The organism is Phenylobacterium sp. (genome assembly GCF_030651185.1).
Lineage (GTDB): Bacteria > Pseudomonadota > Alphaproteobacteria > Caulobacterales > Caulobacteraceae > Phenylobacterium.
This window is the reverse complement of the sequence record NZ_JAUSCJ010000041.1, coordinates 153,200-173,831: the sequence shown is the minus strand read 5'-3', so window position 1 is coordinate 173,831 and position 20,632 is coordinate 153,200. Positions and strand designations below refer to the sequence as shown.

Here is a 20,632-nt window from a genome sequence, read left to right as displayed (position 1 = left end):
TCAATTTTGTAGGTCCCGGCGCGGCGTCTTGTCGGAAACCGTGAGCGCAATATGCCCACGCGTGACCGTTCCGTTCCGGAAACCCACCATCACACGGCTTGCCGCGCCCGACAATGTCTCCGGAAATCCGGCCGCCGACCGGATGCGGAACCCGGGCCTGGGAACGGCGTTGGCGGCCGCGCCGGGGAGCCCAAAGCCAACTTGGCCGTTGTGTGCTGTCGACGACGGTGCGTGGCGACACGCGCCGATAGGATCGTCTCCCTTGGAACCACGCGAGTAGGCGCTTGACTGTTCAGACCAAATTTCCGGCGGAGCTTGCGAGCACCGGCATCAAGGGCCTCGACGACATCCTGCGGGGCGGCCTGGCGCGCAACCGTGTCTACCTGATGGAAGGCGCGCCCGGGACCGGCAAGACCACGGCGGCCATGCAGTTCCTGATGGCCGGCGCCGCCGAGGGCGAGCCGGGGCTCTACATCACCCTGTCGGAGACGGGGGACGAACTGCTCGCCACCGCCGCCTCCCATGGTTGGACCCTGCCCGATCTGGTGACGATCTTCGAGCTGATCCCGCCGGAGAATCTGCTGGACGAGCAGCAGCAGCAGAGTTTGCTCTATTCCTCCGACCTGGAGTTGGGGGAGACTACCCGGCTGATCTTCGAGTCGATCGAGAAGGTCAGGCCGACGCGGGTGGTGATCGACAGCCTGTCGGAAATCCGCCTGCTGGCCGGCGGCTCCCTGCGCTATCGCCGCCAGATCCTGGCGCTCAAGCACTACTTCGCCAAGCACGGCGCCACGGTGCTGATGCTCGACGACATGACCACCGACGCCAATGACAAGACTGTCCACAGTGTCGCCCATGCGGTGATCCGGCTGGAGGAGCTGGCACCTGTCTACGGCGCCGAACGTCGCCGTCTGCGGGTGGTGAAGTACCGGGGTCAGCAGTTCCGGGGCGGCTTCCACGATTTCATGATCCGCCATGGCGGCCTGGACGTCTTCCCGCGCCTGGTCGCATCGGAGCACCGCGTCGACTTCAAGCGAGAGGCCCTGGCCAGCGGCGTCACCCAGCTCGACGCCCTGCTGGGCGGCGGCGTGGCGCGCGGCTCCTCGACCCTGGTGCTTGGCCCGGCCGGCGCCGGCAAGTCTCTGGTGGTGATGGAGTTCGTGGTGGCCGCCATCAAGCGCGGCGAGAAGGCGGCCATGTTCATCTTCGACGAGGAGCTCGGCCTGCTGTTCGCCCGCGCCAAGGGGCTGGGGATCGACCTTGAGGCCCTGCGCGCGTCGGGCGCCCTGCTGATCGAACAGGTGGACGCCGCCGAGCTGGCGCCCGGCGAGTTCACCCACAAGGTCCGCGAATGCGTGGAGACCCAGAACCTCCAGACCATCGTCATCGACAGCCTTAACGGATACCAGGCCGCGATGCCCGAGGAGCAGTTCCTGGTGCTGCACATGCACGAACTGCTGACCTTCCTGAACCGCCGCGGCGCCACCACCTTCCTCACCGTCGCGCAGCACGGCCTGGTGGGGGACATGAAGGCGCCGGTGGATGTCACCTACCTGGCCGACACCGTGATCCTCATGCGCTACTTCGAGGCCTCGGGCCGGGTCCGCCGGGCGCTCTCGGTGATCAAGAAGCGCACGGGCGCCCACGAGGACACCATCCGCGAGTACCAGATCGACCATCGAGGGCTCACCGTCGGCGGGCCGCTGGAGGGTTTCCAGGGCGTGCTGCGCGGGGTGCCGGTCTATGTGGGCCATTCGGAGTCGCTGCTGGAAGAACGGGTATGACCAGTCTCGCCGCCCTGCGCGAAGAGACCGCCCTCATCCTGACGCCGGCCGGTCGCGACGCCCAGATCGCCGCCAGCCTGCTGGGGGAGGCGGGCATCCAGAGCCGCGCCTGCGGCAGCGTCGAGGCCCTGTGCGGCGAATTGGCGGAGGGGGCGGGCTTCGCCCTGCTGGCTGACAACGCCCTGCTCAATGTCGACATCGGCTGCCTGTCGCGGTGGGTCCTCGAGCAGCCGCCCTGGTCGGACTTTCCGTTCCTCCTGCTCACCGAGCGCGGCGGCGGACTGGAGCGCAATCCCCAGGCCTTCCGTCTCACCGAGACCCTGGGCAATGTCATCTTCCTGGAGCGGCCGTTCCATCCCACCAGCCTGGTGAGCGTGGCCCGAACCGCCTTGCGGGCCCGGCGCCGTCAGTACGAGGCCCGCCAGCGCATCGACGAGATCCGCGAGGCCGAGCAGCAGCTTGAACGCCGGGTGGAGGAACGCACCGGCGAGCTGGCCGCCGCCAATCGCCAGCTGGTGGGCCAGATCGAAGAGCGCGAGAAGGTCGAGGCCGCCCTGCGCCAGGCCCAGCGTCTGGAGGCCATCGGCCAGCTCACCTCGGGCGTCGCGCACGACTTCAACAATCTGCTCACCGTGGTGCTGGGCAATGTCCGCCAGCTGGCCAAGGCCGAGACCAATCCCATCACCCGTCGGCGCCTCGACATGATGGAGCAGGCCGCCCAGCGGGGCGCCAAGCTCACCGCCCAGCTGCTGGCCTTCTCGCGCCGCCAGAAGCTGGAGCCGCAGCTGGTCAACCTCAACCAGACCGTGGAAAGCATGCGCGACCTGCTGCAGAGCACCATGGCCTCGCACGCCCGCATCGAAACCGAGCTGGATCCCGATCTCTGGGGGGCGATGATCGATCCGACCCAGATCGAGCTGGTGATCCTCAACCTGGCCATCAACGCCCGCGACGCCATGGAGGTCGGCGGCGTCCTCACCGTCAGCACCGCCAACGCCACCCTGGGCCCGCCGCGCCGCGCCGAGGAGCCGCCGCCCGGCGACTATGTGATGGTGGCGGTCTCCGACACCGGCTCTGGCATGTCGCCCGACGTGCTGGCCAAGGTGTTCGAGCCCTTCTTCACCACCAAGGCGGTGGGCAAGGGGTCAGGGCTTGGTCTTTCCCAGGTGTTTGGTCTGGCCAAGCAGTCCGGCGGCGGGGTGCGGATCGACACCGCGCCGGGCGAGGGGACCTCGGTGAAGGTCTACCTGCCCCGCTGCGACGACGCCCAGGCCCCGCGCCCCGCGACCCGTGAGGCGCCGCTGGGGGTCGATGGCCGCCCGGTGGTCCTGCTGGTGGACGACGACAGCGCGGTGCGCGAGATCACCGCCGGCATGCTCGACGAGCTGGGCTACGCCGTGGTGGAGGCCGGCAGCGGCGGCGCGGCCCTGGAGACGCTGCAGCAGCGACCGGACATCGACCTGATGCTGCTGGACTTCGCCATGCCCGGCATGAACGGCGCCGAGGTGGCCCGCGAGGCCAGCGCTCGGCGGCCGGACCTGCCCATTGTCTTCGTCACCGGCTATGCCGATGTCGAGGCCCTGGCCCACGCGGGCGAGGCCGGCGTGATCCAGAAGCCCTTCGGGGACCATGAGCTGGCCAGCAAGCTGCGGGCCGTGCTCTAGCTGAACTTCGCGCTCGCCCAGCGGAGGGCGTGATAGCCGGCGGTGGCGGCCAGCGCGGTGACGAAGGTCCCCCACAGGATGTCGGCCACGGTGATCTTGGTGGCCCAGACCTTCAGGGTGGCCTGGTTGGTGAGGTCGTAGGTGGCGTAGCACATGGCGCCCACGATCGCCCCGGTGGTCATGGCCTTGGTCCAGGAGGTGGCCGGCGACACCGCCAGCAGCATGATCCCCAGGATATAGACCAGGTAGAAAACCGCCGCGGCCTTCAGGTTCACGTCATCGGCCAGGATCGGGTTGAGGGTCGGCCGATAGAGCCGCTCGTTACTGAAGATCAGCCAGACGGCGTCCACGGCGGCGAAGACCAGGCCGGTGGCCAGGTAGGCGATGGTGTATTTCAGCATCTCAGGGCTCCCTCAGGCCGGCCGCAGGCGGTAGTGGCTGACGCCCCATTCGGCGCCGCCGCGATGTCCGAACAGGCCGGCGGTGGCCAGGAAGAACAGCCGCCAGCGCCGCCGCCACAGCACCGCCTGGTCGCCATAGACCGCCCGCAGCACCGGCCGGATGATGGCGGCGTTGCGGTCGTAGTTCTCCAGCCACTGGTTGGCGGTGGTCTCGTAGTGGGCGCCGCTCCAACGCCAGTCGGCCTCCACCGTGAACAGGTCGGGGAACTGCGCCATCAGGTCGTGGCTGGGCATGACGCCGCCGGTGAAGAAGTGCTGGCCGATCCAGTCGGCCTCGTCGTTCACGTCGAACCGGTAGGGCGTGGTCCTGTGGGTGAAGACGTGGATGAACATCGCCCCGTCCGGCTTCAGCCAATCCTTCGCCCGGGTCAGCAGGCCGCGCCAGTTGGCCATGTGCTCGAACATCTCCACCGAGACGATGCGGTCAAAGCCGCCCGCCGGCGGCTGGAAGTCATTCATGTCGGCGGTGATGACCGTCAGGTTGGTCAGGCCCAGGGCCGCCGCCCGCCCGCGGATGAACTCGCCCTGGCTCTTTGAGTTCGACACGCTGGTCACCCGTGAGCGCGGCAGGTTGCGCGCCATCCACAGCGACAGAGACCCCCAGCCGCAGCCCAGTTCCAGAATGTGTTGCCCGTCCCTCAGGTCGGCATGGGCGGCGGTCTCGGCCAGCGCCTTTTCCTCGCCCTCCTCCAGGGTGACCGCCCCCTCGCCATAGAGGCAGCAGGAGTATTTCAGCTGCGGGCCCAGCACCGCCTCGAAGAAGGCGGCGGGCAGCTCATAGTGCTGGTCGTTGGCCTCGCCGGTGTGTTCGGCGATCGGCCGCTGCGCCATCTCCAGGGCGAACCGGGCCGGCGCGTCCGCCGGCGCGTCGGCCAGGTTGCGGCGCGCATTGGCCACCAGGAAATCCACCGCGGCGCGGCGCACCAGGTCGGGCAGGGGCGCGCCCTCGAAGGCTTGGATGGCGTTGGCGACGAGACTCATGGGCGGTCCTCTGCGGGCTCCCGAAAGAAGCCTTCAGCACCGATACGGATGCAGCCGCGCGCTGGATGCGGCGTTTGCATCCACGGACATGCGCCTTGCGTACCTCCACCGTGCCAACCCCAGGAGGTCCCGTGACGCCCAGCCCCGACAAGCCGCTCCGCATCGCCGTCGTCGGCGGCGGGATCGCCGGCCTCTCCGCCGCCTGGATGCTGGGGCAAAAGCACGCCGTCACCCTGTTCGAGGCCGATGGCCGGCTGGGCGGCCACGCCAATACCGTGGAGGCGCGCGACGCCGCGGGCGTGACGCCTGTGGACACCGGTTTCATCGTCTACAACCCGCCCAACTACCCCAATTTCACCGCCCTGCTGGAGCACCTCGGGGTCCCCAGCCAGCCCGCCGACATGGCGCTGAGCGTCTCCCTCGACGACGGGGCCTTCGAATATTCCAGCGGCGCGATCTTCGCCCAGAAGCGCAACCTGTTTTCGGCCCGGTTCTGGCGGATGCTGCGCGACGTCAACCGATTCTACCGCAGCGGCCCCAAGGACCTCGCGGGCCTGGAGGCGCCGCTCACCTCGCTGGACGACTATCTGTTGCAGAAGGGCTACGGCCAGGCCTTCCGCGACGATCACCTGATCCCCCAGGCCGCCGCCATCTGGTCCACGCCGCTCGCCGCCATCCGCGACTATCCGGCCGCCTCCCTGATCCGCTTCTTCCAGAACCACGGCATGATGACGATTTTCGGCCGTGGGGCCTGGCGCACGGTCACCGGCGGCAGCCGGGGCTATGTCGCCAAGCTGGCGGCCGCCTTCCAGGGCGAGGTCCGCGCCGGCGCCCGCGTGGTCTCCATCCGCCGCGACGCCCTGGGCGTCGAGCTGCGTGACGCCCAGGGGCATGCCGAACGCTTCGACCAGGTGGTGATCGCCACCCATGGCGACCAGGCCCTTCGCCTGCTGGATGACGCCACGCCGGAGGAGCAGCGCCTGCTGGGCGCCTTCAAGTACAGCCGCAACCTGACGGTCCTGCACACCGACCCCGCCCTGATGCCCAAGCGCCGCAGCGCCTGGACCAGCTGGAACCACATCGGCAAACGCGCCACGCCCGGCGAGGGCTGCGTCACCTACTGGATGACCCGGCTCCAGGGCCTGAAGACCGCCACCGACTATTTCGTGACCCTCAATCCCACCAAGGAGATCGCGCCCGAGGCCGTCGTCCATACCGACGTCTACGAGCACCCATTGTTCGACGCCGGCGCGATCGCCGCCCAGCGGGAAATCTGGTCGCTGCAGGGGGTGCGGCGCACCTGGTTCTGCGGCTCCTATCTCGGCCACGGCTTCCACGAGGACGCCCTGCAGTCAGGCCTGGCCGTCGCCGAGGAACTGGGCGGTGTCCGCCGTCCCTGGACGGTGGCCGACGAGTCCGGCCGCATCCACCTGGACGCCGTCGCCCCCGCTCCCGCCGAGCAGGCCGCCTGACCATGACAGTCTCCGGCCTCTATTCCGGAGTCACCACCCACACGCGGTTCCGGCCGCGCGGCCACCGGCTGCGCTACGCCATCTTCATGCTGCTGCTGGACCTGGATGAACTGCCGGCCCTGGACGCCCGACTGAAGCTGTTTGGCCAGGACCGCTTGCGGCTCACCAGCTTCTCGCAGCGCGATCACCTGGACGGTTCAGCCACGCCGCTGAAGGCCCAGGTCGAGGCCCACCTGGCCGCCGCCGGTATCCCCCACGGCGGTCCCGTCCGCCTGCTTTGCATGCCCCGCATCCTGGGGGGCGTGTTCAATCCGCTTAGCGTCTACTTCTGCCATCGCCCCGACGGCGCCCTTTCGGCCATCCTCTACGAGGTCAGCAACACCTTCGGCGAGCGGCACAGCTACCTGATCCCCACCCAAGGCCAGGGCGTCATCGAGCAGGGCGCGCCCAAGGCCTTCTATGTCTCGCCGTTCATGGACATGGACCTCGCCTACGCCTTCCGCATCAGCCCTCCGGCCGACGACGTCTCCATCACCGTCGACGTCCATGACGCGCAGGGCCGCCTGCTGGCCGCCAACTTCGCCGGCCTGCGGACCGAGCTCACCGACGCCGCGATCTGGCGGGCCTGGCTCCGCCACCCCTTGATGACCCTCGGCGTGATGGCCGCCATCCACTGGGAAGCGTTGAAGATCTGGCGCAAGGGCGAAAAACTCCGTCCCCGTCCCAAGGCGCCGAGCGCGCCCGTGACGGTGGTTCCTGCCGCCCAGGTCAGCGCCGCCTAGACGCCTTTCCTCTCCTGCGCAGCGGGGAAGGAAGAGTCATAATGCCGCCAAATCCCGGCGTAGACACATCAACGCAATGATCCCCGCCTATTCGCCGTCTGCGTCAAAACAGGTGTGGCGCACCCAGGACGGGCGCCGCAGAATGTTTCCATACTAGACGATGGAAATTTGAGATGAGTGATTCACACCCCTCCCGGCGGGGTGCGGCGTCGGCTGCGTCCGAGCCAATCCAGGTCGATGTGAAGACTATGCCCCGCGTACTGCAGCGGATCGTTGGTCTGGCGTTCAACTACCCGTGGTTGGTGGCCCTGGCCATGGCCGCCTCGCTGGGCGCGGCGCTCGCCAGCCTGGCCCTGCCGCGCCTGCTGGGCCGCGCCGTGGACCAGGCGCACGGCCTGCTGCTGCAAGGCGCCGACCATGCCGACCAGGCCCGCCAGGCCTTGCTGATCACCGCCGGGCTGGTGATCGGGGCCACCATCGTGCGCGGCGCCATGACCATGTGGTCGGGCTATCTCGGCGAACTGGTCAGCCAGAAGGTCGGCCACGACCTGCGCCTGCAGTTCTTCCAGCAGCTCCAGCGACTGTCCTTCGGCTTCCACGACCGCATCCACTCCGGCGACCTGGTGACCCGCGGCATGCTCGACCTGGAGGGCGCGCGGGTCTTCATCCAGGGCGGTCTGATGCCGATCCTGACCCTCGTCCTGCTGCTGGTCTTCGCCTCGTGGCAGATGCTGGCCATCGACCAGACCCTGGGGCTGATCGGCCTCGCGTTCGTGCCCTTCTCGGCCCTGGCGCTCGGCCGCATGGGCTTCCTGCTGCGGGTCACCTGGCTGCGCTTCCAGGAGTTGATGGCGCAGCTGACCCTGACCATGGAGGAGAACCTCCAGGGCATCCGCGTGGTCCGCGCCTTCGCCGGCAAGGCCTTCGAGATGGCCAAGTTCGACCAGGCCTCGGTGGACGCCCTGGCCTATTCCTACAACCGCATCACCCTGCGCTTCCGGGCCGTGGCGGTGATGCAGGTCACCTTCAACGCCTCCATGGCCGGCGTCCTCTGGTACGGCGGTCACAAGGTGGCGGCGGGCACGATGAGCGTCGGCACCCTGACGGCCTACCTCACCTACATGACCCTGCTGCAAGGCCCGATCCGCCAGATCGCCATGATCTTCAACGCCGCGGCGCGGGCCACCTCCTCAGGGGCGCGGGTCTTCGAGGTGCTGGACCTGGAGCCGGAGATCGCCGACGCGCCGGACGCCAGGCCCCTGGCGCCGGCCAAGGGGGTGCTGCGCTTCGACAGCGTCGACTTCGGCTATGTGCCGGGCAAGCAGATCCTCAGCGGCGTCGACTTCGAGGTCGGGCCCGGCCAGACCCTGGGCATCGTCGGCCCGCCCGGCTCGGGCAAGTCCACCATCGCCAACCTGATCCCGCGCTTCTACGAGGTCACCGGCGGCGCCATCACCATCGACGGCGTCGACATCCGCGACGTGACCCTGCCGTCCCTGCGCGAGTATGTCGGCCTGGTGCAGCAGGAGGCCTTCCTGTTCGACAGCTCCATCGGCCACAACGTCGCCTATGCCGATCCGTGGGCGGAGGAGGCGCGTATCGTCGGCGCCGCCAAGACCGCCCAGATCCACGAACACATCGTCGGCCTGCCCGCCGACTACGAGACCCGGGTCGGCGAGCGAGGCGTGGCGCTGTCGGGCGGTCAGCGGCAGCGGATGAGCATCGCCCGCGGCGTGGTGCCCGGCCCCGGGGTGATGATCTTCGACGACTCGACGGCGGCCATCGACGCGGTGACCGAACGCCGGGTGCGCGACGCGCTGTCCGAGGCGACCCGCACCAAGGCCACCATCATCATCGCCCACCGCCTGTCGTCCCTGATGCACGCCGACCAGATCATCGTCCTCGACGAGGGGCGGGTGGTGGAGCGGGGGACCCATGCCCAACTGCTGAAGGCCGGCGGCGTCTATGCCGACCTCTATGAACTGCAGTCGCGGTCCGACGCCTCGGCCACCCTCGACGACGTGACCTTGGAAGGGGCCCCCGCGTGACCGACACCGCCGCCAACGCCGCGCCCAAGCGCACCGCGCCCCGGGCCTCCCTCGGCTCGTCGGAGGGGGACGACATCTTCGGGGCCTTCGACGTCAAGGTCGCCCGCCGGTTCCTGGCCTTCCTGGGGCCCCACAAGCGCGCCCTGGTCATCGCCCAGGTGGCGGTGCTGATCTCCGCGGCCACGCAGGTCGCGGTGCCGGCGATGATCGGCGCGGCGGTCAACGCCGCGGTGGCCAAGGACGGGCCGCTGCTGGACCGCACCCTGATCGTCTTCGCCGCCGTGGCGGCCGCCTACGCCACCTTCTTCTTCATCGGCGAATGGCTGTCCTCGCGCCTGGCCCAGCGGGTGATCTTCGACATCCGCCGCAAGATGTTCGCCCACTTCCAGGACGTCTCCCTGTCCTTCATGGACAAGACCCACGTCGGCCGGATCATGGCCCGGCTGCAGGGCGACGTGAACGCGCTCCAGGAGTTCCTGGAGAACATGAACGGGGCGATCGGCGACTTCGTCATGCTGCTGGGCATCACGGTGGTGCTGCTCACCACCGACCTGAAGCTCGGCCTGCTGACCCTGACCGTCTTGCCGGCCCTGATCGCCATCCGCGCGGTCTGGCTGCCCTATTCCAAGAAGAGTTTCCGGGTCGCCCGCGACGCGTCCTCCACCGCCAATTCGGCCCTGGCGGAAAACATCAACGGCATTCGCACCGTGCAGGAAAGCCGCCGCGAGCAACTGAATTTCGAGCTCTACAAGGAGAAGGCCCAGGAGAACTTCACCGCCCAGGTGGGGGCCTCCTGGATGACCCAGATCATGGTCCCGACCGTGGACGTGCTCACCGGCCTGGCCATGGCCATCGTCATCATCGTGGGCGGCAACGCGGTGCTGGGCGGCACGCTGAACGTCGGCGTGATGGTGACCTTCATCCTCTATGTGCAGCGGTTCTTCGAGCCGGTCCGCATGCTGTCGATGCAGTACACCATCATGCAGAGAGCGATGGCCGCCGGTCACCGGATCTTCGAGGTGATCGACGTGCCAGTGACCATCGCCGACAAGCCGGGCGCCATCGAACTGAAGGATGTTCCGGCCACCGTGGAATTCCGCAACGTGACCTTCGGCTACGACCCCAAGCGTCCCATCCTGCACGACATCAGCCTGATGGTGCGCCCCAAGGAGGTCGTGGCCCTGGTGGGTCCCACCGGCTCAGGCAAGACCAGCATCATCGCGCTCGCCCACCGCTTCTACGAGGTGGACCAGGGCCAGGTCCTGGTGGGCGGCCACGACGTGCGCGACGTGACCCTGGATTCCCTGGGCGCCAATATCGGCATGGTGCTGCAGGAGCCCTTCCTGTTCACCGGCACCATCGAGCAGAACATCCGCTACAACACGCTCACCGCCACCAAGGACGATGTGATCGCCGCGGCCAAGTCGGTCAGCGCGCACGACTTCATCATGCGGTTGCCGGACGGCTACGACACGCAGCTGGGCCAGCGGGGCCGCAACATCTCCATGGGCCAGCGCCAGCTGATCAGCTTCGCCCGCGCCCTGGTGGCCAATCCGCAGATCCTGATCCTCGACGAGGCCACAGCCAATATCGACAGCTTTACCGAGCAGGCGATCCAGAAGGCGCTGAAGGTGCTGTTCGCCGGCCGCACCTGCATGGTCATCGCCCACCGCCTGGCCACCATCCGCGACGCCGACCGCATCGTGGTGCTGCAGCAGGGGCGCATCCAGGAACAGGGCAGCCACGACGAACTGATGAAGACCGGCGGCCTGTACTCGCACCTCTACACCTCGGCCCACGCCTCCTTCGACGACCAGGTGGTGGCGGTGACCGGCGATTCCGAGTTCGCGACGCGGACCTGAGGCGGCCTCTCCCCGAGGGTCAGTCGCGCCCCGGGGTCGCCAGGACCTCGATGTCGCCGCCATAGCCCAGGGCGCGCACCCGGCCGATCATCGCCTCGACCTCGGTCCGGGGCGGGGCGACGGCCCGGGTGAAGACATAGACCTTGTCAAACTCGGGTTCCGAGGAGATGAACCACTCACCCTGCGCCCCTGCGGCGATCACCCGATACTCGCGCGACGGGCGGAACGGACCGAAGCGGTAGCGGACGTCCAGCACCGCGTTCTGACCGGGGTCCAGGATCGTGCCGATTCCGGAAAGGGCCCGCTCGCGGCCCTCGGGCCCGTCCTGCCGACAGGCGTCTCGCACCGTGATCCGGCCCTGGCTGTCGCGGCCATGCTCGGTGGTGGCGTACTCGCAACCGCGCGTGAGGCTGGTGGGGGTGCGCGCCTGCTCGTACCAGGTCCCGCGATAGAATGTGTCGGGGTTCAGCGGCCCTGCTGTGGGCGGCGTGGTCGGGCGGCTCTGGGCCAGGGCCGGCGCGCCGCAGGCCATTAGGGCCGACACCGTCATCAGGCCGATCAGGGTCGTGCGCATCTCGGGATCTCCATGAGGCTGGTGCTGAGTCTACGCAGGCCGGGCGCGGGCGGATGCCCGTGCGGGGGCGGAGGCGCGCGCGCAGATGTCGGCGGACTTGGCGGCGGCCCTTCGAGAGGAATGACCGATGCACACCATGCCTCTTCCCGGGACGCCTAGCTCAGCGGGCCACCATCGAGCGTGATGCGGTGCATCAGGCGGTACTGGCCGGGATAATCGTTCAAGGCCTGGTGCCAGGTGCAGCGGTTGTCCCAGATGGCCATCGAGCCCTTGGCCCATTGGAAGCGATGGACGAACTGCGGCTTGACGGCGTGCTGGTAGAGGTAGCCCAGCAGGGCCAGGCTCTCCTCGCGAGTCCAGCCGACGATGCCGGTGGTGAAGGCCGGATTGACGTAGAGCGCCTTCTTGCCGCTGCCGGGGTGGGTGATGACCATCGGGTGGACGGCGTCGGGCACGTCCTTGTTTCCGGCCAGGTCGGCGCGGTCGGTCATGGCGTAGACGCTGCTCTCCCCGAATACGTGCTCCGAGGCGTGGTGCGCCTTCAGGGTGGCGAGCGTCGCCTTCAGGCCGTCGGACAGCGCGTCATAGGCGGCGTACATGTCGGCGAACAGGGTGTCGCCGCCGGTGGGCGGGGTCTCGATGGCCAGCAGCACCGAGCCCATGGCCGGCGCGACATCGTAGCTGTGGTCGGTGTGCCAGCCGCCGCCGATGTTGGTCTGCTGCTCCGGCGTCTTCTCGACCTTGGCGATCTCGGGATAGCGCTCGGTCTTGGGGAAGTAGCGGTTGACGACGATGGGGGCGAGCCGCCGGGCGAAGGCGATCTGCTGCTCGGGGGTCATCTGCTGGCCGTGGATGAAGGCCACGCCGCGGTCGAAGACGGTGGACCGGATCAGGTCGATCTCGGCGTCTGTGGCCCGGTTCAAGTCGATACCCTGAACCAGGGCGCCGCAGCCGTCCGTGGGGCGGATCGAGAGGTCGAGGGTGGGGGTCATGGCGGGCTCCTGTTGCGGAGAGCCTAGGCCGGGGGCTTGGTTCAGTTTGTCACCAGGGTTACAATTGAGAATGAGCCCTCGCGAGCGCGCCGCTGAACTGCTGAGGAAGTCGGTCTGGCTGCAGGGGCATGGGCCACCGCTGATCGAGGCCCTGCTGACCCATGGCCGTATCGTCCACCTGGCCGCCGGAGCCTGGGCGCAGTCGGAGGGCGATGAGCAGACCGGGATCACCCTGGTGGTGGACGGCGCGGTCCAGATGCTGTGCGCCGCGCCCGGCGGCCGCGAGGTGCTGTTTGGCCAGGCCGGTCCCGGCGTGGCCCTGGGCCAGACCCTGCGGTTCGGCGGCGGGCCGCGGCTGGTGACCCTGATCTGCGTCGAGCCCAGCGTGCTGCTGGTGGTCCCCGACCATGCCCTGACCCGGATCGCGGCGGAGCGGCCGGAGCTGTGGCAGGCGGTGGCGGCCCTGGTCTATCTGCAGCTGCGCGGCGCCCTGATGATCGCCGCCGAGGCCGTGGCCCTGCCGCCGCGCCAGCGGCTGGCCGCGCGCCTGGACGTCATGGCCCGCACCGGAGGCCCGACCCTGCGCATCAACCAGCAGGCCCTGGCCGAGATGATGGGCCTCAGCCGCAAGACCGTGAACGCCTACCTGCTGGGCTTCCAGCGCGCCGGCCTGCTGACCCTCGGCTACGGCCAGATCGAGGTGCGTGACGCGAGCGGCTTGCGGCGCATCGCCGAAAGCTAGCCGGCCCCCGGACCGGCGCGCGTCTCCACCTCGCGGGCGTCCACCGGGGCGTGGCATTCCGAGCAGGTCATCACCGGATGGAAGTCGCAGCCGCAGGCCTTGTGGCGGTGCAGCAGGGGCGCGCCCGCCTCGCCGGCATAGTGGCGGTCGCCCCAATGCACGATGGCCATCACCACGGGATAGAGGTCCAGGCCCTTCGGCGTCAGGCGATACTCGTGGCGGACGGGACGGTCCTGATAGGGGACCTTGGCCAGCACGCCTTCGTCCACCAGCAGGTTCAGCCGCTCGGTGATGATGGTCCGCGAGATGCCCAGACGGGTCTGGAAAGCCTCGAACCGCCGCACCCCGAGGAAGGCGTCGCGCAGGATCATCAGGGTCCAGCGGTCGCCGATCACCGCCACCGAGCGGGCGATGGAGCAGGGCTGGTCGGCGAGGTCTTCCCACTTCACGGGCGGGTCCTTTTCGTTGCATCACGACTATCCCATTGACTGGGTCCAGATTCAATACGATGGTTCGTCCAGAAACTGAACTTAGGTGAGGCCATGTCTGGAGAACCACTGCACGCGGCGCCTAAAGTGTGCCTGGTGATCGGCGCCGGGGACGGGGTCGGCGGCGCCATCGCCAAGGCCTTCGCCGCCGAGGGCCTGACCGTCTGCGTCACCCGCCGCGCCCGCAATCTCGATCAGCTCGAAGCCCTGGCGGACGACATCCGCAAGGCCGGCGGCAGGGCCCACGCCTTCGGCGTCGACGCCCGCGACGAGGCCGAGATGGTGGCCCTGTTCGATCAGGTGGAGGCCGAGGTCGGACCCCTGGAGGTGGTGGTCTTCAACATCGGCGCGAATGTGCGGTTCACGGTTCTGGAGACCACCACGCGGGTGTTCCAGAAGGTCTGGGAGATGGCCTGTTTCGCGGGCTTCCTCAGCATTCGCGAGGCGGCCCGGGTGATGACGCCGCGCGGCCGGGGCACGATCCTGGTCACCGGGGCCACCGCCTCCCTGCGCGGGGGCAAGATGTATTCGGCCTTCGCCTCAGCCAAGGCGGCCCTCCGCTCGGTGGCCCAGACGGCCGGCCGCGAGCTGGGACCGGCGGGGATCCACGTCGCCCACATCGTGGTGGACGGCGCCATCGACGGGGTCTTCACCCGCACCAACAATTCCCCTGAGGCCGTCGCGGCCAAGCTGGCCGGCGACGAGATCCTCAAGCCCGACGATATAGCCGCGAACTATGTCTGGCTGCACAATCAGAAGCGCTCGGCCTGGACCCACGAACTGGATCTGCGCCCCTGGAAGGAGACCTGGTGATGGGCAAGACGATCGACTTCATCTTCGATTTCGGCAGCCCCAACGGCTACCTGTCCTGGAAGGTCCTTCCCGGGATTGCGGCCAAGCACGGCGCCACGGTCAACCTGATCCCCTGCCTGCTGGGAGGCATCTTCAAGGCCACGGGCAACCAGTCGCCGGTGACCGCCTTCGGCGGGGTGAAGGGCAAGCTGGAATATGAGGGGCTGGAGACCCGGCGCTTCGTGGCCGCCCACAAGCTCACCGCCTATCGCTCCAACCCGCACTTCCCGGTCAACACGCTGCTGATCATGCGCGGCCTGGTGGCGGCGCGGCGGATGGGGGTGGGCGACGCCTATCTCGCGGCCGTGGTCTCGGCGATGTGGGAGCAGGGACTGAAGATGGACGATCCGGAGGTAGTGGCCGGGGTGCTCACCAAGGCCGGCCTCGACGCCCGCGCGATCCTGGAGGCGACCCAGGACCCGGAGGTGAAGGCCGAGTTGGTGGCCAATACCGAGGCCGCAGTGGCCCGGGGCGCCTTCGGGGTGCCGACCTTCTTCGTCGACGGCGAGATGTACTTCGGCAAGGACCGGCTGCACGCCGTCGAGGCGGAGCTTTCGCGGGCCTGATCGGAGTTCTAGGGTCGGCCTCTGTCTGGAGTGTCGCCCATGAAGACCGTCGCCCTCACCCTCGCCGCCGTCCTGATGGCGGGGACCGCCCAGGCCCAGGGCTCGGGGCCTATCGATCCGGCCCGGCTGTCGGCCATCGTCAAGGTGATGGCGTCCGACGAATTCGAGGGCCGCTCGCCGGGATCGCCGGGGGAGCAGAAGACGGTCGACTACCTCATCGGCCAGTTCCAGGCGCTGAAGCTGGAGCCGGCGGGCGACAAGGGCGGCTGGACCCAGGAGGTGCAGCTCCAGAAGTTGCAGGTCCAGCCGGGCGCCAAGCTCAGCATCGCGGTCGGCGGCAAGACCGTTCCCCTCGAACAGGCCCGGCAGATCAATGTCGCCACCCTGCGCCCAGTGGATCACGTGGACATCGCAAACGCTCCGCTGGTCTTCGTCGGCTATGGGGTCAAGGCGCCTGAGCGTGGCTGGGACGACTTCAAGGGCTACGACCTCAAGGGCAAGGTCGCGGTCTTCCTGATCAACGACCCGGACTTCGAGGCCCTGGCCGGCGAGCCGGTGGCCGGCAAGTTCGGCGGCCAGGCGGCGGCCTATTACGCCCGCTGGACCTACAAGTACGAGGAGGCGGTGCGCCAGGGCGCCATCGCCGCCCTGATCGTCCACGAGACCCCGGGCGCCGGCTACGGCTGGTCGACGGTGGCGGCCTCCAACGGCGAGAGTTTCGACATCGTCCGGGCCGATCCGGCCAAGGACAAGCTTTTGTTGCAGGGCTGGCTGGCGCGCGACACCGCGGTGGATCTGTTCAAGAAGGCCGGCCTGGATTTCGAGTCCCTCAAGACCAGCGCCCGCTCGGCGGACTTCAAGCCCGTGGCGCTGACCGGCGCGACCTTCTCTGCCGACTACCGGGTCACCCACAGCCAGGTGGTCAGCCGCAACGTGCTGGCCAAGCTGACGGGCGCGAGCAAGCCCCAGGAGAGCGTGATGTTCTCCGCGCACTGGGACGCCTTCGGCCTGGGCGAGCCGGTGAACGGCGACAAGGTGCGCCACGGCGCGGCCGACGACGCCATCGGGGTGGCCGGCGTGCTGGAGATCGCCCGGGCGCTCGCCGCTAGCCCGCGCCTGGCCCGCACCACTCTGTTCGCCGCCTGGACGGCGGAGGAGCGCGGCCTGCTGGGCTCGGAATACTATGCCGCCCATCCGCACACCCCATTGGACAAGATGGCGGCCAACCTGACGATGGACGTGCTGCAGACGGCAGGCCCCGCCCGGGACGTGGTGCTGGTGGGCTACGGCCAGAGCCAGCTCGACGACCGGCTTATCGCCGCGGCCAAGGACCAGGATCGGACCGTGACGCCGGACGCCAGGCCCGAGCGCGGCCTGTTCTTCCGCGCCGACCATTTCAGTCTGGCAAAGCAGGGGGTGCCGGTGATGCTGCTGATGGGGCTGGGCGGCGGGGCTGATCTTGTGAAGGGCGGCCGGGCCGCGGGCGACAAGTGGGTCAGCGACTATACCGCCAACTGCTACCATCAGCCCTGCGACGCCTGGAGCCCCGACTGGGACCTGCGCGGCGCGGCCCAGGACGTGGAGCTGCTCTACGTGATGGGCAAGGCCATCGCCTCGGACGCCAAGGACTGGCCCGACTGGAAGGCCGGCTCGGAGTTCAAGGCGATCCGCGAACGCACGGCGGCGGCGCGGAAGTAGCAACCAACTTGTGTGGCGGAGCTTTCCAAAGCTTAATCCGCCGCGTCGTTGCGCCATCTCAACGACGGGGCCACATAGGCCGTTAGTCAGGGCCTGATCCTGATGCCTGCTCTTAGGGAGCCACATACCTTGTCCACGCTTCGCAATCGCCTCGCGCGCGCCGCTCTGCTGGTGCTCGCGCCTGTCCTGATCGCCGGCTGCGGGATCAACAACATCCCCACCAAGGAAGAGCGCGCCAAGGCCCAGTGGGCCGAGGTCCAGAATCAGTACCAGCGCCGCGCCGACCTGATTCCCAACCTGGTGGAGACCGTGAAGGGTTACGCCGCCCAGGAGAAGAGCGTCCTGACCGCCGTCACCGAGGCCCGCGCCTCGGCGACCCAGGTGAAGGTCGACGCCTCGACCCTGACCGACCCGGCGCAGTTCGCCCAGTACGCCGCCGCCCAGGACAAGCTGTCGGGCGTGCTCGGCCGGCTGATGATGATTCAGGAAAACTACCCGGACCTGAAGTCCAACCAGAACTTCCTGGCCCTGCAGAGCCAGCTTGAAGGCACCGAGAACCGGATCACAGTGTCGCGCCGCGACTACAACGAGGCGGTCCGTGACTACAATCTGGAGTTCCGCAAGTTCCCCAACAGCTTCTGGGCCTCCACCGTCCATAGCGGCTCCAAGCCGATGGTGATGTTCCAGGCCAACGCCGCGGCCCAGGCCGCGCCCAGTGTCAGCTTCTCGCCGACGGCGGCGCCGGCGGCTTCCAACCTGCCGGCCGCGCCTGCCCAATGACCCCGCGCAAGGGACCGTGGGGCGCTCTCGCCCTCGCGGTCCTCGGCCTCATGCTGATCGGCGGGGCGGCGATGGCCGCCCCGAAGTTCCCGCCGCTCACCGGGCGCGTGGTGGACAATGCCGGCCTGCTGTCGCCGCAAGCCGAGCAGACGCTCACCGCCGAGCTCGCCGATCTCGAGACCAAGACCGGCCGGCAGATGGTGGTGGCGACCCTGCCCGACCTCGGCGGCTATGAGATCGAGGACTACGGCTACCAGCTCGGCCGCGCCTGGGGCATCGGCGACAAGACCCGCAATGACGGGGTCCTGCTGCTGGTGGCGCCCATCGACAAGAAGGTGCGCATCGAGGTCGGCTATGGCCTCGAGGGCATCCTGACCGACGCGCTCTCCAGTGTGATCATCCAGACCAAGATTCTGCCCGCCTTCCGGTCGGGCAAGATGGAGGAGGGCGTGGTCGCTGGCGCCCAGGCCGTGATCGGCCAGCTCTCCCTGCCCGACGACCAGGCCAAGGCCATCGCCGCGGCGACGCCCGAGCCGGAGGTGGAGTCGGAGTCCAGCCTGCCCGGCGTGATCATCTTCATCGTGGTGATCATCTTCTGGGTGCTCAGCAGCATCCTGCGCGGCGGACGCGGGCGCCGCGGACGTCGCGGGGGCGGCCTGTGGTGGATTCTGCCCCTGCTGCTCTCCGGCAACGGCCGTGGCGGCGGCGGAAGCTGGGGCGGCGGTGGCGGCGGCTTCAGCGGTGGCGGCGGATCGTTCGGCGGCGGTGGGTCTTCAGGAGGATGGTGATGCTTTCAGAGGCCGACCGGTCGCGGGTCGAGGCCGCGGTCGCCCGGGGCGAATTGCGCACCCGGGGCGAGATCTACACCGTGGTGGCCCGGGAATCCTCCGACTACGGCGAGGTGCCGGTGGCGTGGGCGGCGATCGCGGCCCTGGCCGCGCCGGCCCTGCTGCTGGCGGGCGGAATCCATGTGAGCGCGCCCGAGATCCTCACCGGGGAGTGGACGGCCGCCCAGATCGGGACCGTGGCCGAGCAGTCGGTGCGCGGGGCCCTGACAGGCGCCCTGATGATGCAGGGGGTGCTTTTCGTGGTGGTGGCGGTGCTGGTGGGGGTGATCCGTCCCCTGCGCCGGCTGCTGACGCCCAAGGGCTTGAAACGCGAGCAGGTCCGCAGGCGGGCCCAGGAGCAGTTCCTGGCCAAGAACCTGGCGGCCACCCGCGAGCGCACCGGCGTGCTGATCTATGTCTCCGCCAAGGAGCGCATGGCCGAGCTGATCGCCGACGAGGGCGTGGCCTCCAAGGTCGATCCCAAGGTGTGGGACGAGGCCATGGCCGCGCTGATCTCCGGCATCAAGGGGAAGAAACCGGCCGAGGGCTTCGAGGCGGCGATCGCGCTCTGCGCCGACATCCTCGCGCAGCACTTCCCCGCCAATGGGTCCGACAATCCCAATGAGCTGCCCGACAGCGTGGTGGTGTTGCCTTAATTCGGTTTCCTTCTCCCGCAAGGGGAGAAGGAAATGGAAGCCTTCCACCTCCGCAGATTCTCGGCGAGGTTGGCGTCATGCTGACCCTGCTAGCCTTCGCCATGGTGGCGACCTTCATGACTCTGATCATGACGGGTCGCGTCTCGGCCCTGGTGGCCCTGATCCTGACGCCGGTGGCCTTCGGGCTGCTGGCCGGGCACGGCGCCGACCTCGGGCTCATGATGCTCGACGGGGTCAAGGCGCTCGCCCCCACCGGGGTGATGCTGGCCTTCGCCATCCTGTTCTTCGGCCTGATGACTGATGCGGGTCTGTTCGATCCCCTGGTGGCCCTGATCGTCCGCGTGGTCGGCGGCGATCCGGTGAAGATCGTGCTCGGCTCGGCGGTGCTGGCCCTGGTGGTGTCGATGGATGGGGACGGGTCGACCACCTACCTGATCTGCTGCGCGGCCATGCTGCCGCTCTACCGGCGGATCGGGCTCAACCCGCTGATCCTGGCCTGCCTGCTGATGCTGGCCTGCGGGGTGACCAACATCACCCCCTGGGGCGGGCCGACGGCGCGGGCGGCCAGCGCCCTGCAGCTCGACGCCGCCGACATCTTCGTCCCGATGATCCCAAGCATGCTGGCGGGGATGGGCTTCATCCTGCTGACAGCCTGGATTCTGGGGCGGGCCGAGCGCAAGCGCCTGGGCCTGCTCTCCTCCACCGGCGAACTGCGGGCGCCGGACGAGGAAGCGCTGGTCCGTGACCTGGTGGACGACAATGACCGCACCGAACGGCCCAGGCTGATCCTGCTGAACCTCGCCCTGACGCTCGGCCTGCTGACCGCCCTGGTGGTGGGGGTCCTGCCGCTGCCGGTGCTGTTCATGATCGCCACGGCCCTGGCGCTGGTTTTGAACTACCCGTCGCTGGCCGCTCAGAAGGCGCGGATCGCGGCCCATGCGCCCAACATCCTGCCGGTGATCGCCCTGATCTTCGCGGCCGGCATCTTCACCGGCATCCTCAATGGCACGGGGATGACGCAGGCCATGGCCGGCAGCGTCACCGGCCTGATCCCGCCGGTCCTGGGTCCCTACCTGGCGCCGATCACGGCCCTGCTGGCCATGCCCTTCACCTTCTTCATCTCCAACGACGCCTTCTATTTCGGCATCCTGCCGATCCTGTCGGAGGCGGCGGGTCCCTATGGGATCACGCCGGTGGAGATCGCGCGGGCCTCGTTGACGGGCCAGGCTGTCCACCTGCTCTCGCCCCTGGTGCCGTCCACCTACCTGCTGGTGGGACTGGTCCGCGTGGAGCTGGCCCAGCACCAGAGGTTCACCCTGGCCTGGGCCGTGGCCCTGTCCCTGGTGCTGCTGATCGCGGGAATCCTCACCGGGATCGTTCCCCTGACTGGCTAAGGGGCGGCG

Annotated in this window: 19 protein-coding genes; 14 read left to right on the top strand and 5 right to left on the bottom strand. The window is 68.7% G+C overall.

Annotated elements, in window-relative coordinates; all coding sequences use genetic code 11:
• Positions 1-284: 284 nt before the first annotated feature.
• Together Q7J39_RS20255 and Q7J39_RS20250 are read left to right on the top strand one after the other, a co-directional pair.
• Positions 285-1,784: an ATPase domain-containing protein gene (locus Q7J39_RS20255; RefSeq protein ID WP_304829786.1), complete on the top strand. Its 1,500-nt coding sequence runs from the start codon at positions 285-287 to the stop codon at positions 1,782-1,784.
• A complete protein-coding gene (locus Q7J39_RS20250) occupies positions 1,781-3,448 on the top strand; it encodes a response regulator (RefSeq protein ID WP_304829783.1) in 1,668 nt (555 codons plus the stop codon). The genes Q7J39_RS20255 and Q7J39_RS20250 overlap by 4 nt, the downstream gene beginning before the upstream one ends.
• Here the strand turns inward: Q7J39_RS20250 and Q7J39_RS20245 are convergent.
• Together Q7J39_RS20245 and Q7J39_RS20240 are read right to left on the bottom strand one after the other, a co-directional pair.
• Complete coding sequence (locus Q7J39_RS20245) at positions 3,445-3,849, bottom strand: DUF2177 family protein (protein WP_304829780.1); 405 nt, start codon at positions 3,847-3,849, stop codon at positions 3,445-3,447. The genes Q7J39_RS20250 and Q7J39_RS20245 overlap by 4 nt on opposite strands.
• A 12-nt stretch (positions 3,850-3,861) precedes the next feature.
• Positions 3,862-4,890 carry a cyclopropane-fatty-acyl-phospholipid synthase family protein gene (locus tag Q7J39_RS20240; protein WP_304829777.1) on the bottom strand — a complete coding sequence of 343 codons (1,029 nt, stop codon included), beginning with the start codon at positions 4,888-4,890 and terminating at the stop codon, positions 3,862-3,864.
• A gap of 131 nt (positions 4,891-5,021) precedes the next feature.
• Here Q7J39_RS20240 and Q7J39_RS20235 point away from each other — a divergent pair, with 131 nt between their 5' ends.
• The 4 genes from Q7J39_RS20235 (at position 5,022) to Q7J39_RS20220 (ending at position 11,054) form a co-directional block, all read left to right on the top strand.
• The gene (locus tag Q7J39_RS20235) at positions 5,022-6,362 is read left to right on the top strand and encodes an NAD(P)/FAD-dependent oxidoreductase (RefSeq protein WP_304829774.1); all 1,341 of its coding nucleotides are present in this window, start codon (positions 5,022-5,024) and stop codon (positions 6,360-6,362) included.
• A gap of 2 nt (positions 6,363-6,364) precedes the next feature.
• Entirely contained in the window at positions 6,365-7,144 is a 780-nt protein-coding gene (locus Q7J39_RS20230; RefSeq protein WP_304829771.1) for a DUF1365 domain-containing protein, read from the top strand.
• Positions 7,145-7,392: 248 nt separating this feature from the next.
• Positions 7,393-9,192 (top strand): ABC transporter ATP-binding protein, encoded by a 1,800-nt coding sequence (locus tag Q7J39_RS20225; RefSeq protein WP_304829768.1) that lies wholly within the window; start codon positions 7,393-7,395, stop codon positions 9,190-9,192.
• Positions 9,189-11,054, top strand: coding sequence for an ABC transporter ATP-binding protein (locus tag Q7J39_RS20220; RefSeq protein ID WP_304829765.1), 1,866 nt, complete (start codon positions 9,189-9,191; stop codon positions 11,052-11,054). The genes Q7J39_RS20225 and Q7J39_RS20220 overlap by 4 nt, the downstream gene beginning before the upstream one ends.
• Positions 11,055-11,073: 19 nt before the next feature.
• Here Q7J39_RS20220 and Q7J39_RS20215 read toward each other — a convergent pair whose 3' ends face one another.
• Together Q7J39_RS20215 and Q7J39_RS20210 are read right to left on the bottom strand one after the other, a co-directional pair.
• A complete protein-coding gene (locus Q7J39_RS20215; RefSeq protein ID WP_304829762.1) occupies positions 11,074-11,628 on the bottom strand; it encodes a lipocalin family protein in 555 nt (184 codons plus the stop codon).
• A gap of 155 nt (positions 11,629-11,783) precedes the next feature.
• Positions 11,784-12,620: a TauD/TfdA family dioxygenase gene (locus tag Q7J39_RS20210; RefSeq protein ID WP_304829759.1), complete on the bottom strand. Its 837-nt coding sequence runs from the start codon at positions 12,618-12,620 to the stop codon at positions 11,784-11,786.
• A gap of 70 nt (positions 12,621-12,690) precedes the next feature.
• Between Q7J39_RS20210 and Q7J39_RS20205 the strand changes: the two genes are divergently transcribed.
• Positions 12,691-13,362 carry a Crp/Fnr family transcriptional regulator gene (locus tag Q7J39_RS20205; protein WP_304829756.1) on the top strand — a complete coding sequence of 224 codons (672 nt, stop codon included), beginning with the start codon at positions 12,691-12,693 and terminating at the stop codon, positions 13,360-13,362.
• Here the strand turns inward: Q7J39_RS20205 and Q7J39_RS20200 are convergent.
• A complete protein-coding gene (locus Q7J39_RS20200; RefSeq protein ID WP_304829753.1) occupies positions 13,359-13,811 on the bottom strand; it encodes a helix-turn-helix domain-containing protein in 453 nt (150 codons plus the stop codon). The genes Q7J39_RS20205 and Q7J39_RS20200 overlap by 4 nt on opposite strands.
• A 93-nt stretch (positions 13,812-13,904) precedes the next feature.
• Here Q7J39_RS20200 and Q7J39_RS20195 point away from each other — a divergent pair, with 93 nt between their 5' ends.
• From Q7J39_RS20195 to Q7J39_RS20165, 7 genes are all read left to right on the top strand, one after another.
• Positions 13,905-14,663: an SDR family NAD(P)-dependent oxidoreductase gene (locus Q7J39_RS20195; RefSeq protein ID WP_304829750.1), complete on the top strand. Its 759-nt coding sequence runs from the start codon at positions 13,905-13,907 to the stop codon at positions 14,661-14,663.
• Positions 14,663-15,268 (top strand): 2-hydroxychromene-2-carboxylate isomerase, encoded by a 606-nt coding sequence (locus Q7J39_RS20190; protein ID WP_304829747.1) that lies wholly within the window; start codon positions 14,663-14,665, stop codon positions 15,266-15,268. The genes Q7J39_RS20195 and Q7J39_RS20190 overlap by 1 nt, the downstream gene beginning before the upstream one ends.
• A gap of 39 nt (positions 15,269-15,307) precedes the next feature.
• Positions 15,308-16,966, top strand: a complete 1,659-nt coding sequence (locus Q7J39_RS20185; RefSeq protein WP_304829744.1) for a M28 family metallopeptidase — start codon at positions 15,308-15,310, stop codon at positions 16,964-16,966.
• Between the two features lie 102 nt (positions 16,967-17,068).
• Complete coding sequence (locus tag Q7J39_RS20180) at positions 17,069-17,746, top strand: LemA family protein (protein ID WP_304829740.1); 678 nt, start codon at positions 17,069-17,071, stop codon at positions 17,744-17,746.
• The gene (locus Q7J39_RS20175; RefSeq protein ID WP_304829737.1) at positions 17,743-18,534 is read left to right on the top strand and encodes a YgcG family protein; all 792 of its coding nucleotides are present in this window, start codon (positions 17,743-17,745) and stop codon (positions 18,532-18,534) included. Before Q7J39_RS20180 ends, Q7J39_RS20175 begins: the two co-directional genes overlap by 4 nt.
• A complete protein-coding gene (locus Q7J39_RS20170) occupies positions 18,534-19,229 on the top strand; it encodes a TPM domain-containing protein (RefSeq protein WP_304829734.1) in 696 nt (231 codons plus the stop codon). Before Q7J39_RS20175 ends, Q7J39_RS20170 begins: the two co-directional genes overlap by 1 nt.
• Before the next feature lie 77 nt (positions 19,230-19,306).
• Entirely contained in the window at positions 19,307-20,623 is a 1,317-nt protein-coding gene (locus Q7J39_RS20165) for a CitMHS family transporter (protein WP_304829731.1), read from the top strand.
• The last annotated feature ends 9 nt before the right edge of the window (positions 20,624-20,632 follow it).